Source organism: Thauera sp. 63, from assembly GCF_000310165.2.
In the GTDB taxonomy this organism is placed as follows: Bacteria; Pseudomonadota; Gammaproteobacteria; order Burkholderiales; family Rhodocyclaceae; genus Thauera; species Thauera humireducens.
The window spans coordinates 62,133-79,950 of sequence record NZ_AMXC01000015.1 but is presented as its reverse complement, the minus strand read 5'-3'; the positions used below and the strand labels follow the sequence as shown (position 1 = coordinate 79,950).

General features: G+C 59.9%; 11 protein-coding genes. 4 read left to right on the top strand and 7 right to left on the bottom strand.

Features of this window, described 5'->3' with window-relative positions; translation table 11 throughout:
* Positions 1 to 169: 169 nt before the first annotated feature.
* Positions 170 to 538, bottom strand: a complete 369-nt coding sequence (locus C664_RS13320; protein ID WP_004261376.1) for a ribbon-helix-helix domain-containing protein — start codon at positions 536 to 538, stop codon at positions 170 to 172.
* A 73-nt stretch (positions 539 to 611) separates the two neighbouring features.
* Positions 612 to 1,190 carry a DJ-1/PfpI family protein gene (locus C664_RS13315; protein WP_004261372.1) on the bottom strand — a complete coding sequence of 193 codons (579 nt, stop codon included), beginning with the start codon at positions 1,188 to 1,190 and terminating at the stop codon, positions 612 to 614.
* Positions 1,191 to 2,007: 817 nt separating this feature from the next.
* Between C664_RS13315 and C664_RS13310 the strand changes: the two genes are divergently transcribed.
* The 4 genes from C664_RS13310 to C664_RS20380 all read left to right on the top strand — a co-directional run bounded on the left by C664_RS13310 (position 2,008) and on the right by C664_RS20380 (position 9,550).
* The gene (locus tag C664_RS13310; RefSeq protein ID WP_004261370.1) at positions 2,008 to 6,855 is read left to right on the top strand and encodes a site-specific integrase; all 4,848 of its coding nucleotides are present in this window, start codon (positions 2,008 to 2,010) and stop codon (positions 6,853 to 6,855) included.
* Between the two features lie 180 nt (positions 6,856 to 7,035).
* A complete protein-coding gene (locus tag C664_RS13305) occupies positions 7,036 to 7,788 on the top strand; it encodes a hypothetical protein (protein ID WP_004261369.1) in 753 nt (250 codons plus the stop codon).
* 308 nt (positions 7,789 to 8,096) lie between these two features.
* Positions 8,097 to 9,188, top strand: coding sequence for an IS5 family transposase (locus tag C664_RS13300; protein ID WP_038011801.1), 1,092 nt, complete (start codon positions 8,097 to 8,099; stop codon positions 9,186 to 9,188).
* Between the two features lie 206 nt (positions 9,189 to 9,394).
* The gene (locus C664_RS20380; protein ID WP_083483096.1) at positions 9,395 to 9,550 is read left to right on the top strand and encodes an MbcA/ParS/Xre antitoxin family protein; all 156 of its coding nucleotides are present in this window, start codon (positions 9,395 to 9,397) and stop codon (positions 9,548 to 9,550) included.
* 161 nt (positions 9,551 to 9,711) lie between these two features.
* Here C664_RS20380 and C664_RS13295 read toward each other — a convergent pair whose 3' ends face one another.
* The 5 genes from C664_RS13295 to C664_RS13275 form a co-directional block, all read right to left on the bottom strand.
* A complete protein-coding gene (locus C664_RS13295; protein ID WP_004261367.1) occupies positions 9,712 to 10,743 on the bottom strand; it encodes a universal stress protein in 1,032 nt (343 codons plus the stop codon).
* A gap of 18 nt (positions 10,744 to 10,761) precedes the next feature.
* A complete protein-coding gene (locus C664_RS13290; protein WP_004261366.1) occupies positions 10,762 to 13,161 on the bottom strand; it encodes an efflux RND transporter permease subunit in 2,400 nt (799 codons plus the stop codon).
* Positions 13,161 to 14,165: a WD40/YVTN/BNR-like repeat-containing protein gene (locus C664_RS13285; protein WP_004261365.1), complete on the bottom strand. Its 1,005-nt coding sequence runs from the start codon at positions 14,163 to 14,165 to the stop codon at positions 13,161 to 13,163. Before C664_RS13285 ends, C664_RS13290 begins: the two co-directional genes overlap by 1 nt.
* 606 nt (positions 14,166 to 14,771) lie before the next feature.
* Positions 14,772 to 16,136 (bottom strand): DUF1329 domain-containing protein, encoded by a 1,365-nt coding sequence (locus C664_RS13280; RefSeq protein WP_004261363.1) that lies wholly within the window; start codon positions 16,134 to 16,136, stop codon positions 14,772 to 14,774.
* Positions 16,137 to 16,147: 11 nt separating this feature from the next.
* Positions 16,148 to 17,791, bottom strand: coding sequence for a DUF1302 domain-containing protein (locus C664_RS13275; RefSeq protein ID WP_004261361.1), 1,644 nt, complete (start codon positions 17,789 to 17,791; stop codon positions 16,148 to 16,150).
* Between the last annotated feature and the right edge of the window lie 27 nt (positions 17,792 to 17,818).

Below are 17,818 nucleotides of genomic sequence, written 5' to 3'. Positions count from 1 at the left end.
ACAACCTGTCAAGCATCCACCGAAACTTTTTTAACCGCGTCGCCCGAATCATCGAACAACCCAAAGCCCCGGCGAACCGCCCGCCTCACCCCTCCAGCCCGCCGCCGCTTCAGAAGAAACCGCGTCAGCGCTGAAAGAGGTGCGCATTATAGGCGACAAAACGGCGGCGTCAAGCAACAGACGAAAGGAATCTGGAGCACTCGTCGGCGAGGACCTTGCCGGCGTCGAGCGAACGGATGGCAATCGAGCGATCTGTGGGAATCAAGCCTGCGAGCTGAAGCTGCAGGTAGCGCGTGCAGGTAACGCGCAAGAAGGACGTGAAGTTGGCACGATCACCGAGGGCACCCGCGTGGTCGAGTTCATCATGCAGGCGACTGACGAGTTGAGGCACGGTCAAACCATCGCGCGCGCCGATCTCTTCGAGCGTGTTCCAGTAGATGTTCTCAAGCCGGACGCTGGTGGCGACACCGCGCAGGCGGATCGAGCGTGAGCGACAAGCGTAAAGCACGGGGTCGGCGGTGGTGAATATCTGACACATGGCTCGCTCCGCGACGGGTCGGGTGATGGAATCCTAGCGGGATTCGGCTTGGGCCGTCGCGGGCGAAAGAGGGTCAGTGCGTGATCCGAGTGCCAAGAACGGCCAGGAACTGCGCGATCCAGGCAGGATGTGCGGGCCACGCCGGCGCCGAGACGAGATTCCGGTCAGTGACCGCGGCGTCGATCGCGATGTCGGCGTAACGCCCGCCAGCCAGTTCGACCTCGGCACGGCAAGCAGGATAGGCGGAACATAGACGCCCCTCCAGCACACGGGCACCGGCCAGCAACTGCGCCCCATGGCAGATCGCGGCCACGGGTTTGTCGGTGTCGAAAAAGTGCCGGACCATGGCGACGACCGCGTCGTTCATGCGCAGGTATTCCGGGCCGCGACCGCCGGGGATCACGAGCGCATCGTAGTCCGCGGCACGCACATCGGCGAAGCTGGCGTTGAGCGCGAAGTTGTGGCCCCGCTTCTCGCTGTAGGTCTGATGCCCCTCGAAGTCGTGGATCGCGGTGGCGATGACGTCGCCCGCCTTCTTGTCAGGGCACACCGCATGCACCGTATGCCCCACCGCCTGCAGCGCCTGGAAGGGCACCATCGTCTCGTAGTCTTCGCAGAAATCGCCGCAGATCATCAGAATCTTCTTACCCATCGTCTCCTCCTGATTTTGGAAGCTGGCGGCGGAGCGCCGGCCCATGCCAGGCCAAACCTGCCGCCGCGACGACTGTGCGCGCACCGGCAGCATGGAGGGTGGTAATCGGTTACGACGAGAGGCGGGAAAGAAAAAATGGGCCAGGTCCGCAAAGACCTGGCCCACTGTATTCTTTGGCGCGCCCGAGACGATTCGAACGTCCGACCCCTGCCTTCGGAGGGCTGGCCACTTATAGGACGTAGTTAGTTTCAAAAACGGTTCACTGGTTATAAATAGGCGTCAATAAACCACTTTTCCTGGTTGGCAAGCATAATGCTCAAAGCCCTTTCCCCGGTTTATGTCGCCTATGATCGCTTTACGCCACGCAGAGCAAGTTCCACACGGCACCTCGCAGACGACCCCTGCCCTCCCGGCCGCACTCCACGATGTTCTGGCCTGGGCTCAGGCCAACGACTGCGAGTCCGCCCTGCGCCTCGTGTTATCGACCTGTGTAATTCGAGGGGAGAACGCGCACTGGGTGGGGACTGTCCTGCACACCATAGTTCCGCCGTACGCCCGACATCAGCTGCGACTCTGGAGCGATGAGCGCCCTGCGCTAGAAGAGTTGTGGCGACTTGCTGAAAGGCTCGCGCAGCCATCCGCAGGCAGTCTCCTGCGAGCGTACCCTGCGCTTCCCGCCAATGTCAGAACCAACCAGCAGTTTCATGGTGACCTCTCCTGGGGGTACCTGACCGCACTGCTGACTGCCCCTCCGGCCCCGCCCAGTCCCGGCAGCACGTCAGAAGAGAACATCCAAAGCCAGCGCTGGTTCGAAACTATGCAACTTTGGCTGCTCGCTCACTCGGCCATTCGTCATGCAGAGGTGGGAACCCCGCTCGACACCGAGATCGAGAGCATCGCCCGCACCTTGCGTCAGGCCTCACAGGAAAACCCACGCTGGCTTGCGTTTGTCAGATCCCTGATCGCGCCCCTCCCCCCAGGGTTCACCGCGATCAATCATCACGTTGGCCGCCGGGTCCGGCACCTCACCGCCAAGTACCGCGACGCACGGACAGAGCGCAACTGTTTGGTAGCGCTGGCGAAGGTCGCAAACTTCGAGTTTTCACCGTCTTCGATCCCTGGCCATGCCGACGAATTTGAGGCCTCAACGATCCTGAGTCGCCTCGCAGAACCGCGGATCACGCCACCGGAACTCCTGAGTTGGCAACTCGATGACGAATCCAGCACCGCAGTAGAAGTCATCGATTTCCCCGAGGACGTCGAAACCCTCGAAACCGCCCCTCTTGTCGGCGTCACCGTCACGCCCGACGACAGTCTCACTCGGCAACGAATCACAGCGCATTCAGTTCTTCTACTTGGAAGAGAGCAAGCGCAGTTTCTACCGTGGTCCTGGGAGCAGTTGTCAGCCGCCGAGGAGCGCAAGACCCAACAGTGGCTGGAAGGTGTCATACGAGCACCATCTGACGAGGCCGAGCGCCTGCTGGCTGCTGCCGTGTGGCTGGCCATAGCCACCCACCGCTCGCTCGAGCTGGCCTGTGACCTACCAGTCAGTGAGACGTCCACTGCTGACTGGACCTTCTGCGCCAATGGGACACTTCTGCACCGACAAGCTCCCCGCCCAAAACGCGGCTGGCGGCCACAAACACATCAATTGGATTTGCTCGCGGAGCGCGCGTCGGTTCATATGCTCCAAGTGCCCTCCTGGCTGGTCGAAACCCTGGCCGGCCACTTAGTCCCTGGTACGGCACCCATCGGGATGGCCTGGAGAGCCGAATGGCCCTCAGTCAATACCTTGTTCCGCAAGACCGCAATGAGACACGGCTTCGGGCGTGTGCAACCGCACATGCTCGGACGTTGGTTGCCGAGCGCTCTGTTCAGACAGAGTAGCGACCCTCTACTCGCCATCAGTGCAACGGCACGCCCAAACAGTGGCCTACCCGGCGCCACTGCCTATCCAGCATGGTCTATCGGACAACTGACCGACCATTACTCGACCGCTGGTCTTGCCCTCCGGGGAAACGCCCCCGATCAGGCCAATGCGTTGGGCAGTGAACTAAACCCGCTGGATGCAGCGCTTAAGGAAGCGCTGGTGAGCGTCATGGCAACTCTGAAACGGCAGCAGCAGAGCGCCTCGCTGGCAATACGCCACAACAGTTACACCGCGCAGGTGGTTCTGATGCTACTCGCAGCAACGGGCGCTCGCCCGGTGACGGACCCGTTCGAGGCCGTCGCGCACTTCGATCTCATCCAGAACCGTGTATTCATCGCGGATAAGGTCATTCAATCTAGCCGCCGTGGGCGGCTGATTCCCTTGGTGCAGTGCGCAAGTACCCATCTGCGGGAGCATTACTTGCCCTATCTGGCTGCGCTCACCGAGGCACTCCGGGGGCCACGCACCAGTCTGTCGGCACTGCTCGATTCGATAACGGCCCCAAAACCGAGGATGCCACTATTTTTCTTCCTCGCAGAGGATCTCTCAGACTGGCAGTCAGTTTCGGAATCCACTCTCCAGGCAGCCCTCGAAGAGTCCTTCCCGCTGCCGCTCAACTGCTTCCGTCACCGGCTGTCGCAAGGCCTGAGACGCCGTGGCGTCGATGCTGAATTGATCGATGCACTCCTTGGGCATGCCTACGGCGGATCGGTGACGCACGGCGATCAATCGATGCGAGTTTGGCAGGACGACATGGAAGATGTGCGCGCCGCCATCGAGCACAAGTTCTTGGCGTTGAGGATGCCCGAACCTCAGCCACCGCACATCGCCGCTGCTGAACTCCAGCCCGTTCCGCCCTGCGATGCCCGCCCGTTCGGTCTCGAGCGCCGTGCGCGTGCGCAACGCGAGCGCCACCATGCGGCCCGCCAGCAAGCACGCACCCTCGTCGAGTCCACACTCGCGGGTCGCCAACTACACCAGCTCACTGCGGACGAGCTTGAGGGGCTCGAGCGCGCTCTATTATTTACACCGCTAGGACTCCCTCACCCGCTTGCCGGCATACGTTACCGGTTTTATCTGCGCGCGACCGAGCGCCACGATCGCCGGCATCGCGTAACAAGGAGGCGACGGGTGTTTGTTCCGCTACAGGAAGAGCCGCCCTTCCATAGTGAGTTGGCTGTGCGTGCCCAAGCGATACGGAACGTGCTCAACCAGCGACTCCGACACTTCCAGCGCGCCCTCCCACCCGCCAAAGCACGCGCAGTCGATGCTGAGTTGTTGTGCTGCCTACATCTGCTGCTCGAATGCCGGCTCGCACATCCCGAACTGCTGCTGAATCTGCGCAACTCAGCGCGCGTTCGGCTCGTATTCCATCTGCACCGCTACTGGATTGAGTTCCGGCCTGCGCCTAATCCAACTGAAGACGAGCCAGAGGTCGACACCGAGTCAACGTGGTCCGACTCAGAGCCCGTTGTCCGCCTGCCGATCTCCCGCTCGGGTGCGGCGTATCTCGTCCGGGCCCAACAAACGAGGCAGCGGGCACGGCAATCGCAACTTGCTCCGGAAATAACGCAGGCACTCGATATCCCGAACACCCCCCTCGACAATCGGGCACTCATTGCAGCGCTCACACAGGTAATCGACCAGACGAACGCCATCGAACTGCCCGGTGTACTCGCCGGGTACCTCAGCGGACGGGTGTCATCCTACAGCCTAGGATGGACTGACCTCATCGCACTCGACACCGGCAAGGTCCTTGATACAAGTTGCATGGAGCCTACCGAATCCACAACTGCACCGGACAATAGTGACAACAAGCAACCCGAGCGTGATGATGGCCACGACGACGCCAATCAACAGGCTAGGAGGCTCTTTCGCGACCTGCGCGAAGCGCTGATGGCTCCCGAAACCGGTCGCCGAACCAATACTCGCCGGGATCTGGTGCGTAACCTGCACCGCATCAGGCAAGAATATGAGGGCCGGGTCAGTACCGCCATCGACATCACCGCACACTGGATCTGTGAGCTCGCCCAGACGGTCAACAAGCTCTCCAGTGTTCGACGGTACCTAAGCGCGCTATCGGGCGCAGCAGAGGACGTCTGGTACGACACCGACTTGGTTGGCGCTGACGAGGAGGATCTGACTGAGCACTATCAGCGCTTACTGGATGCACGCCCCACGCGGGATCTCAGCTACGTCGGCGACTTGTTGCACCGATTGCATGGATTTGCTCACCGGACCTACGGCATCGCCAACCCACTGTGGGACGAATTGCCAATTCCACCACGCGCCGATCTCGTGGCGCCGGGGTATATCCGGGAGGCTGATTATCTACGGGCGCTTCGTTCGCTCTCGCGCTCAACGCTGGAACCGGGGGACCGTATCACCGCACGCGCAATTCTCGTGCTCTGCTACCGGTTCGGCCTGCGGGCAGGGGAAGCGTTTGGTCTGTGCCGTGGCGATTGGATTGAAGACGGCGAACAAACCTGCGTTTTGGTCCAAAACCATCCGCACCGGAAAATAAAACGTCCCGCCTCACGTCGCGTAGTTCCCCTCCTTTTTCCGCTGTGCGCGGACGAGCGCACAGCCCTCGAAGCAATGATCGACGCGTACGAGGCAAGATTGGGTATTGACCTCGCCGCACCACTGCATGGACAGGCATGGTCCGATCCTGCTCGGCGGCGTCAGGTGCACGCCCAAGTCATCGGCGCTCTGCGCAACGAATGTGCCAATCCCCGCGTAACACTCCATCACACACGACACACATTCGCGATGCGAGTATTCGTTGCGCTCGCACCCGAACTTGCCGCGACGCTACCCGACCGGTCTCCCGAGACCATCGCGGCAACGCTGCTGGGTCGTGATTGTCCAACCCGGCGCAGTCTCTGGGCGCTCTGTCGAGTACTGGGCCACGCCCACCCATCCACTAGTCTCACCTCTTATGTGCACCTGTTGGACCGCTGGGCTACGCTTGCGACAACCCCTGAGACACAGCGCCGGATTCGATCGGCTCAGTTGCCGTGCCTCAACCTCGATGCACTGCCAAGGCGCAGACAAGCAACGACTATCGCCCCCCCACCAGCGCCGCGCAATCCGTCCTGCCTTGATGCCCTCCACCTGCTTCGCCTAGTCGCTCGCGGACGTGCAGCTCCCCTTGCAGCCGAGCACCTTGGTCTGGAGATTGATCCCTGCGAGGCACTCGTCAGGGCACTCGACCGAATCGCAGGTGGCCCTGGGGGGAACACCCGCCCAGGCAGCGCAATACGGCTCCTACGGGCACTCACTGAGGGGCAATGGGACGGCCTACTGAAATGCGCCGTGCAGGCCATGCAACAGCCTATCAACGGAGACGTAAAAATCCGCCCTGCTAACGTGGAAGAAATTGCACCGCTGATCGGACGAAAACGCCAGATTCTGATGGCGAAGCTCGAACACTTTCAGTGGGTGCGCTCATTTCTGGACGCGTTCTGCATTCCTCCTGATCGATACGTCGTCATCGCCACCGACCCGCATCACACCCAGCTTCAGCAATATGCCCTGCATAGCGGCTTCGAACTCGCTGAACGAGCCACTCTACAGCCCTCAGGCACGATTCAGATCGACGTACTCACCCTCGACGGCGGATTCAGTCGAGTTCCACAACGCGCCGCGCTGCTGTTCCATGAGAACTCGAACTTTATGATACGCAATAGGATCGGACTAGCCGTCCTGTTCGCCGCGTGGGCAGCAGGCTAAGCCTCCACCTTGTCTGACGCTCGCGTTCTCCGGTCAACACTTGGACCAACCTCTGCGGTTGCAGCGCACTCCGGGGACCAGCAAGTCATATAACACCCGATTTTGGCTGTTTTACGCGGCATCCTCTGATCAGATTCTCAGGCAGGATGATCCTACGTACCTTGCCTTAAGGATCACAGGATGCAAACCGATCACCGCTATGTGACTATCAAGAGCCCCGTTTCATTCAAAACTCAATTCACGACCAATGGGGCAAACTTCCCATGGGATTTGGCCCCATTGGAAATCATCATGTTTTGTGAGCCAGTGCGCCAGCTGCTTCTGGAGATCGGCGCAATCGAACCCTCAACGCCATGGGAGTCCTTCGTCGAAATCCATGGCACTGAATGGCAGCCCGCAAAAAGAATTGAAGTAACCAATCAACAAAAAGAGAACATACTTGAAACGTTCCATACCTTTTTAAGCCTTGTGCAGGGTCACGAGCCAGAACCGGACCTTCTTCGCGATGCCTGCATTTCTGAATCACTGCTCTGTATAATCAACGAGCTGGTCACACAAACACAGGCCACGATGGGAGGGAAAGTACTCCGTGCTCCTCTAAGAATCTGCCTTGACCGCCAGGAGCTTGAAATAGCAGGGCGAATCAAAAAGCCTTCACAAAAAATCGAGCAGTTCAACGAAAGCAGATATGTGATTATCGCCAACGTCGACGCGCCTTCCACTTGGACCCGAACCATTCAGATACAAACCAAGGAGGGGCCGAGTAGAATGACACTTAACATCGACACTCGAAGGTTCTTAAATATTCTGCACATAGCCCAGAGCACTCAGCGCCCATGCAAGATTCACGTTTTAGAAACTGTCGATGCGAAGTTCAACAAAATTAAAATTGTTGAGCATGTTGAGCTAATTGACGACGATTTGGATTTTTAAAAAATAGCTCAGACGCACACTCAACGACAAAGCATGCGGTTTCATGAGAGCATCTGGATTGTACAATCCAAGCGAGCCTTTTTCGTATGCCATAAAATAACTCGAGATTTCACCATAGGTGCTTATATCGAAAATCTGCCGCGCGGAGTATTCTTAAACAAATAACCGCCATAGCCCCCAGGTGTTTGGGTGTCGAGTTGCCCCCACAAGAGATGCCTTGCTCGGCTAGCAGTGTGATGCAAAAGGGTGTGAACGATCCGAGAAGCTGCTTGTCATAGATGAGTCTCCAGACTCCTTGTCCTGCAACGATGCGCGGCCAACTTGACCCCCAGTCCTCGATGTTCCACTACTTCTCGACGGACTCGCGTGTGCCGGCGGATCATCCGCAGCGACGGGTGAAGCGTTTGGCCGACCGTGCCCTGGGCGCAATTTCTGGGGAGTTGGACGCGCTGTACTCCTCGGTCGGTCGCCCATCGATTCCGCCAGAGCGACTGCTCAAAGCGCAATTGCTGATTGCGCTGTATTCGGTTCGCTCGGACCGGCAGTTCTGCGAACAACTCGACTACAACATCCTGTTCCGCTGGTTTCTCGACATGGATCTTGAGAGCCCGACGCTGGACCAGTCGAACTTCAGCCGCCTGCGCGAACGCCTTGTCGCCACCGACGTGGCCCGACGCTTCTTCGATGAGGTCGTCAATCTGGCCCGCAAGCAGAAGCTGCTGTCCTCGGACCACTTCACGGTCGACGGCACGCTGATCGATGCCTGGGCTTCGTTCAAGAGTTTTAAGCCCAAGGATGGCACCCCGCCCAAGGACGGTGATGACGGCACCGGGATGGTCGACTTCAAGGGCGAGAAGCGCTCGAACGCCACGCATCAAAGCACGACCGATCCCGAGTCTCGACTCATGCGCAAGGGCAACGGCCAGCCGGCCAAGCTCAGCTATGGCGGGCATGTGCTCATGGAGAACCGCAATGGGCTGTGCGTCGACATCCTCATCACCGAATCGACCCAGGCCGAGCACCGTGCCGCGCGGCAGCTGCTCACTCGCGCACGACGACGGCACATTCACCCCAGGACGCTCGGCGCCGACAAGGGCTATCACGTGAAGGAATTTGTCGGGCACCTGCGCGAGCACGCGGTGCGACCGCACATCGCGCGCATCAAGGATCGGAAGACGCCCGGCCTGGATGGTCGAACCACCCGAACCGAGGGCTACCGGGTCAGCCAGCGAAAGCGAAAGCGCGTCGAGGAGATCTTCGGTTGGTTGAAAACGGTCGGCGGATTGCGAAAGACCCGTTTCATCGGCCAGGCGAAGACCCAGATGGCGGCCGTCATTTCCGGTGCTGCATACAACCTGCTCCGAATCGCGAAATTGAGCGTTTCGGAGGTGAAGGCATGAGCACAGGCGCGCAAACAGACCTTCGTGGTCGCCGTTGCGGCCACGAAGACAATTCAAACGCGGTGCGAAGGCGATTCCGGAAAACGATGTCACGACGAAACTCGACCTGAACCTCAGTGCTGGCGCGATACCGCCGGCTTTTGCATCACGCTGCTAACGAGTCGGCAAGGCTCTTGCGGTTTGCGCATGTCGTTGAACGGGCGGTGATGGTTTTTGAAAGCGCTGACGCTGCCATGTGCTGGCTCCGTTCGTTCAACTCAGCGCTCGGCGGCACAACTCCCCTGTATTGTCTGAGGACACAGATAGGTGTGGGCTGCGTGCTTGACACCCTTGGCCGCATCGAAAACGGCGTCTTCTCCTGATGCCTTGTGCTCGAAGTCCTCGATAGATGATCAACCGGTGATCCGCAAGGAATGGGCTGATCCGAAAACGGGGCCGTGAGTACAGAGCACGCCTTCCCAGGCGACCGTTAACTCGCCCTCCATGTCAAGGACACGCTTGGTCTTACAATCGGCCACCACAGCTACTTGGATGCTCGGACACGCATATTCATCAGACGCGAGAAGAGTCCGCGGAAGGCTTCATCCTCCTCCGACTGACGACCGAGCTGCGCATTCTCGCGAAACGCGCGTTCTATTCCGACCCAGTCCTCATCGCTCAGATGCTCAAGCGCGAGCGGGATAATCATCTTCTCTTCGGCGTTCAGGTGGTTCCACTGCCCGTCGACGAACCGGTCGATGGCCTCGGCCAGTGACACGCCCGTCGCGCTCGCAGTCCCGCCTTCACGCAGCCTCGCCGCCTCAGCCTCAAGCTCGGCCAGCAGACGGCCGCCCTCTTCGTGCTCCTGCTCGAGCGCGTCGATGGTCTCCCCCGCCGCCGGATGGCGCTCCCGGAGACAAGCAAAGAGGAATTCCTCTTCCTTGGGGTGGTGCAGCCGCTCGGGGAAGGCGCGCAGGTAATGCAGCATCGACACGATGAAACCGTAATCGACCGACTCGCCCCGGCGGGCCCGGGCGGCCTGTTCGCGCAGCCCGCTGCAGATTGCCGCGATCGCCCGATGCTCGTCCTTGATGATCGTGACCGCGGCTTCCGCCGCCGAACAGCGCACATTGGCCTCGACCGTCGCCACCAGCACCGGCAGCGTGGCATGCGCGAGCACCTTCTGCGTCTGCGAGCCGAGCACCAATGCCTTCAGCCCGCGGCGCCCGTGCGAGGCCATGAAGATCAGATCGCACTGGCGCTCGGCCGCCGCCTCGAGGATCTGCTCGTAGGCGCGCGCGCCGGTTCGTGCCAGGCCGTCACACGCGACACCCGCCTCGCCCGCCGCGGCGATCGCCTTCGCCAGCAGGGCATTAGCCTCGCCCAGCGCCGCTTCGGCAAACGCCTCAGGCGACAGCGTGCGCGATAGCGCGCCTTCCCCGGTCGAGCCGTAGTCCTCACGCATGGTGAAGAAGGTGATGCGCGCGCCCAGTGAGGCGGCGAAGCGCACCGCTTGCGTCACCAGCCGGGCGCCCAAGTCGGAACCGTCGATCGGTACCAAAAGATGCTGATACATGTGCTGTCTCCTTCGCCTTCAGACGGCAATCACTTTCTTCGGCTTGAGCAGGAAATGGCCCAGCGCGGGCAGCAGGATCAGGGCGCCCAGCATGTTCCACACAAACATGAACGCCAGCAGGATGCCCATGTCGGCCTGGAACTTGATCGGCGACCACACCCAGGTGGCGACCGCAAGGCCGAGCGTGATGCCGGTCAGCACCACCACCTTGCCGGTGAAGATCAGCGCCTTGTAGTAGGCCTCCGAGAGACTCATGCCTTCCTTCAGCCGCGCCAGCGTCACGGTCATGACATAGAGCGCGTAATCGACCCCGATGCCGACGCCGAGCGCGATGACCGGCAGCGTTGCCACCTTGACGCCGATGTTGAGCCACACCATCAGGGCCTCGCACAGCACCGAGGTGATCATTAGCGGCACGACCGCGCAGACCACCGCCTGCCAGGAGCGGAAGGTGATGAAGGCGAGCACGATCACCGCCGCGTACACCAGGAACAGCATCTGCACGTTGGCCTTGCGCACGACGATATTGGTCGCCGCCTCGATGCCGGCGTTGCCGGCCGCGTTGAGGAAACGGATCTGATCCGAACCATACTGGGCCGCAAAGTCCTCGGTGACCTTCACCACGCTGGCCAGGGTGTCGGCCTTGTGATCCTTGAGGTAGGCATACACCGTCAGCAGGTCGCAGTTCTGATTGAACATCTCCCGCGGCGCGCGGGTGATGATGGCGTTGAGCATGTCCTGCGAACGCGGAATCTCGAGCCACTTCAGGCTGCCCTCGTTCATGCCGGCGTTGGCCACCTTGGCCAGCCCGGCCAGCGAACTCGTCGCCTCCACCCCCGGCAGCTGCAGCAGCGCGCGCTCGAGCGCATCGACCGCCATCAGTGTGTCGTACTGGCCGCAGGCATACTGAGGCGTCTTCACCATGACGATGTAGACGTCGCTGCTCGCCGCGTAGTTGGCGGTCATGAAGGCGTTGTCGCGGTTGTAGCGCGAGTCGGGGCGCAGCTCGGGCGCACCGGGGTCGGTATCGCCGATCTTGAGCTGGAAGCTCACCGCCAGCCCGACCGCGCCCATCACCAGACCGGCCGCGACCGCGATCGACGCCCACTTACGCTGGGTGAAGAGGTCGAGGAAGGCCCAGAACGGATGCTTGCCGTGCTGAGCGTCGTTGGCCTCCATCAGCTCGGCCTTCAGGCTGCGCGTTGCCGCGACCGGGCTGACGCCGGTGTAGGAGAGCAGGATCGGCAGCAGCACGAGGTTGGTGAAGATCAGCACGGCAACGCCGATACTGGCGGTCACCGCCAGTTCCTGGATGACCTGGATGTCGATCACCATCAGCACCGCAAAGCCCACCGCATCGGCCAGCAGTGCGGTGAGACCAGCGAGGAACAGGCGGCGGAAGGTGTAGCGCGCAGCGACCAGGCGGTGCGTGCCCCGGCCGATGTCCTGCATGATGCCGTTCATCTTCTGCGCGCCGTGGCTCATGCCGATGGCGAACACTAGGAAGGGGACCAGCACCGAGTACGGGTCCAGTTCGTAGCCCAGTGTCGGCAGCAAACCGAGCAGCCACACCACCGCGACAACCGAGCACGCAACGACCAGCAAAGTGCTGCGCAGGCAGCGGGTGTACCAGTACAGCACCGCGGTACAGATCACGATCGCCACAGCGAAGAACATCATGACCTGCTGCAGGCCCTCGATCAGGTCGCCGACGACCTTGGCAAAGCCGGTGACGTGGATCTTGATCGAATCCGATTCGTACTTCACGCGCAGTTGCTCGATACGCTTCGACAGCGCGTGGTAGTCGATGCGCTCGCCGGTCTCGGCGATGCGGTCCTGCAGGGGCACGAAGATGATGCTCGACTGGTAGTTGGCGGCAACCAGCTGCCCGATCTCGCCCGAGCGCTCGACGTTGATACGGACCTGCTCCAGACTTTCGGGCGACTTGTCGTAGTCGTCCGGAATGACCGGACCGCCATCCAGGCCGTCCTCGGTCACCCCCGTCCAGCGCACGGCCGGCGCCCACAGCGACTTCATGTAGGGGCGATCGACCTCGGGCATCAGGAACAGCTCGTCGTTGAGCTGGCGCACGGTCTCCAGGTAATCCGCACTGAAGATGTCGCCGCTCTTGGTCTCGACGGCGATGCGCAGGCTGTTGCCCATGCCGGCGAGCTGGCTGCGGTTCTCGAGATAATTGACGATGTACGGATGGCTCGTCGGGATCATCTTCTCGAACGCGGCGTTGAGCCGCAGTCCCATCGCCTGGTAGGCCAGCACGACGGTGACCAGTAGGCACACGGCCACGACGATGAACCGGTTGTTGAAGAGCAGGCGTTCCGGAAGGGAACCCGAGCGGTGATCGAAGTCTGCGATGTCGGCGATGACCGCTTCAGTCGGAAGAGTGTGTGCAACAGCCATTATCTTGATTCCGCAACAAGTTGAGCCGGATCGACCCGTGTCAGTCCACGCACGCCAGATAGCACCACGGCCTTGTCACTACCCTGCGCCAGTCCGGTCAGTCCGGTCGGAAAGCTGCCTTCGACGGGTTTGAAGCTGCGTCCAGCGTCGCTGCTGCGCATCAGCCGCCCGCTCTCATCGGCCAGGAGGATCGAGCGATCGAGCAGCACCTTGCCGCTGGTCACCGTCACCGGCTGACCCAGGTCGATCTGTTCCCAGTTGGCGCCCCGGTCGGCGCTGCGCCACGCGTTGCCCCGCAGCCCATAGGCGAGCAGCGTGTCGCTGTCGATGATCAGTACGCCGAAGAACGTGCCCGGATACGGCGTCTCGAGCTCAACAAAGCGCTGGCCGCCGTCTTCCGAGCGGAACAGTGCGCCCTGCTCGCCCGCGATCAGGACATCGGCGTCGCGCTGCTGGATGGAGTACAGATGCACGCCGCGCGGATTCGGAATGCGCCCCATCAGGGACTGCCAGGTTTCGCCCCCGTCCTCGGTCATTAGCGCAATGCCATAGGCGCCCACGGCAAAACCGCGCCGCGCATCGACGAAACGCACGCCCAGAAAAGGCTTGTCCGGGCCTTCCTCAATGAGGCGCTCAGCGTCAAGCAGAGCGCGGCCCAACGACGTATCGCCCGCACCCGTGCGCGCCTGCACGTCGTCGAGGATGAGTTGCGCCGCCCGGCGGCCCTCCATCAGCAACTGCCAGGTCTCGCCGCCGTCGCGGGTGCGCAGGATCACGCCGCTGTGACCGACTGCCCAGCCCTCGGTCGGTGTCGCGAAGTGCACATCGGTCAGCGCGACACTGACCGGTACGGACTTCGCCTGGCGCCAGACCCGACCGCCGTCGTCGGACAGCAGAACAATCCCGCGCACACCGACACCGACCAGGCGCTCGCCCGCAATGGCGACGCTGAGTTGAGGCGAGGTCTGGGCACGGACATCGGCTGCGGCAGGGGTTTCGACCAAATCTGGAACCGCTTGTGTGCGAGATGCACACACCACACCTGCGCTTAGCGATGCGACACATATCACCAGCGCGGCAGCAATCCGCTTTCGAACCTGAACTCTAATGACCATGATGCATATCCGTTACCTCATCCCGAAATACGGTAATCAATCCGTACCCTGGCATGAAGAAGAAAATTTCTCGATATCGGCACGAGTACAACCGATCGATCCTTGAGCAGAAATCGTTCTAAAAGGGAGCCCGATCTGTTTTTCACACCGGAAATTTGGTCTCAGTCTCTTTGGGCGCCAGTTCGACTTCAACGCTCTTCGCTGAACTCCCAGCAACTTGGAATGAACTGACGAGGTAAAAAGCCTTGGCGAACTCCCGACTCAACAACCTCACCACTCGCGAACCTCTGCGACGGCTATACGCACCACAAGCAGACTCTCCCCTGCCCCTGGTCAAATACACCAAAGCGTCGTGTTATCTATAGATGAGTCAGAAACACCGCAACGCTGGGACTGCAGTCCCTGCGTTGCGGTGACAGGAACAAACGCATTCTGCGCTGCCTATTTTTCTACCATGCATCGGTTCGTCAAGCCATGCCAAACGGCTCTACAGACTTACCGAATCCCACCCCCAGCCAAAGCATCAGGACTGAAGTACGTGTACGGTCGCGGCTCGATCACCACAAACTGATTATTCGCCGTGGCATCAGCAGGAAGGGCACTAACTATCCACGTATTCGCCTGCAGGTTGTAGAGAGCGAATCCCATTGCAATTACCGCTGGGATGTCCGGCGCAACAATTGGTAATGCATGCTGCGTCCGCCACAGATTTCCACTTGCGTCATATCCATCCATCATCAGAACAGACCAAGTATCTTCGTCGATGTAGAAGGTTTTCTTGGGTACGGCGTGACGCTTTCCAGGCGCGAGATTCGCCTCAACCACCCAGACTCGATGACGCTCCCAGCGGAGCTGGTCGGGATCGAGATGTTGCCCGGCCATCGCGTCCTCCGCTTTAGTGCGGAACAACCGGTTGTTGTTGTAAGGGACGAACATCTCCTTCTTACCGACCAACTTCCATTCATATCGCTCAAGCGAGCCTAGGAAGTTATATACCTCGTCGAAGTAGTTCTGTCCCGATGCAACAAAGTCCGGCGTATCGAACGCAATGGTCGGTGCCCGACGCACGCGCCGTTGCCCAGCCAGGTACTGCCACGCCTTGCGACCTTTGCCAACCTGGTCAAGCGGATCATGGATAATGACTGATTCCCCCGCTTTAAACGGCGGGTCAAACTGGACTTGGCGCAGATACCAGTAGTCGCCGTTAAATGATTCGAGCGATCCGTTTTTTTCGTAATAAGGCCATTGCTGCGTTTCCTCAACCTTGACTGCGACGCTTGGCTTTCCGTTCGAGTCAACGACCCATACCCCGATCTTCTCCACGAACGCCTCGCCTCGCCAGCGCAGAAGGTGATTCCACATCACTTCCGCTCCAGTCTTGGGAATTGGGAACGGGACGCCACCGTATGCTCCCTCTACGCTATTGCCCCCGTTTTTTGTCGTCGCTCGCGTAGCGTTCGCAAGCGTATTGTCATATACCCACTGCGGGGCTGCTGCCGTCCTATGGGAGGGATAGACGTCGATTCGATAGTTGGGATACTTATTCAGCATCACCTGTGTGCCTTCCGACAACAGCTCTTTGTGCTGCGCAAGATTGGCCGCATTTATCTGCAGGATCGGCTTTTCCCCAGAAAACAAGTCAGGATACGGAGTGCCCGCAACGTATCCTGCAGGCGGCGCAGTCACACCACCTTTCCACTCGGGAATGCTGCCATCCTTGTTGGCCGCCCGCTCCGCACCGAAGGGCGTGAGAGAGCGACCAAGTTCAGCAGCCTCCTCAGCGGTGACTCCGGCCAAAACCGGGGCCGACACGACGCAGAGGGCCGCCAACGTGGCACCGATTAGGTTTCTTCTCGACATGTTTCTCCTCCTCAGAATGTGGTCTGAACCGACAGCGAGACGAAATCTCGATCATGCAAACTTTGGGCAGCTGTGGACATGAACGGCCCCTTGCGTGGATCCTTCGTGTTCGCGGTAAGCAGTGCGTTTTCGTCCCCAAAATACCGGGTGTAATTTATCCCAAACTTCCACTTCCTTTGGTACTCGCCTTTCAACCCGATACTGAAATCACCGCCCTGCCTAGCGCCGCCATTGAAAGCCCCAACAGCCGATGAATTTCCGTCCAGATTGTATCCAAACCCAATGGGAATCGAGATATCAAGGCCAGGCAGGACTTGGAAATACTGTGGCGTGAAAAGCATTCGAAATGCCATTGCATCACGAGTTGTATTCGCATCGCGTGCCAGTGGATTCTCGTCAACCGATAGAACTCTGTTCCACGCCAATTCACCAAGAAGCTCGGCGCCGTCCCATACTGGATTTCCACCGAACAGATAGAGAGTCGAAATCTGCGCGTGCGCAGTTTTTCCCAGTGCAAACAGGGGATTCCGCAATCCATCGCTAGAAAGCCCGATGTCGACCTGAGGGCCGGACACGAGCGGCGCATCCCAACGGTATGAGACTTCGCCAGCCACGTTTGCTTCACCGAGGACCGTACTGAAACTTGCGCCAACGGTCTTGATCTTCTCAGCGTAAACAAAACCGTAACGACCATTCACCGGATCGATAATCACCTGTGGCGTTTTGTCATTGTACTGAGCAAAGTAGACTCCATACTCGACATCCCCGTTACCCGGCTTGAAGCGCATCTGTAGCCCGAACTGGTCTGAGTCCGGTTTTTCTTCTCCGGCGTAGGCCATGCCAAGCAGGCTTTCGGCGCCAGCGCCCACAAAGTCAGCATTGCTGAAGTATGAACCTGAGGCCGGCAGGCGACTTTTCTCCCACTCATACTGGTAATAAGCGCCGATAGACATCTGCGGAGTCAATTGTACCTGCGTGGAAACTTGCCCCACGGGTCGGATGATCTCCTTGAACTGAGAGCCTGGAACAGACAGGGCCTTGATCACATCAATCGGAGCTTGTGCATTCGCAATTCCGTTGGAGCCGAAGAACAAGCTCTCACCATAGAGAACGGAATGTTGTCCAGCCCGGACGGTAAAGGGAACCTCCGCAGTGGGATCACTGTTCATAAATACGAACGCATCGAGAATCTCGGCTTTACGCCCCATCATATCGCGCGTCTTCTCCGTGAACTCTCCAGCGGGAACACTGCGCGAATTGACGGACAAAGATCGGTTGTCGTTTCCCCGCCGATACACGTCGTCGTACCACGCAGCACCGCTAATCCGCAGACCGACTTGCTTGTACACGACGTCGAGCTCCGACAATAGGTCAAAGCGACTATTGATAACCCCGCGATCGAAATTCCTATCACCGTCGTCAAGCTCCGTACCAGGCCCGCCCGGATCGCCGGCCGCGACTCGCTCGCTCGGATTGTCAAGTCGGTAAGCCGTCGAGTACTTGACGGTGTTATCCCAACGCATCTTCAGCTCCGAGTCGGGAGCAGTCAGCTCCAAGGCAGTTGCGGTCGAACTGCAACCAAGCAGCGCGATGGAGAGGGCGACTCCCTTCATCCGCAACGCTGCGCAACCACCGATGGCTCTCGTCTTACTCATATGCGTCTCCTCTTTTGGTGTTCATTA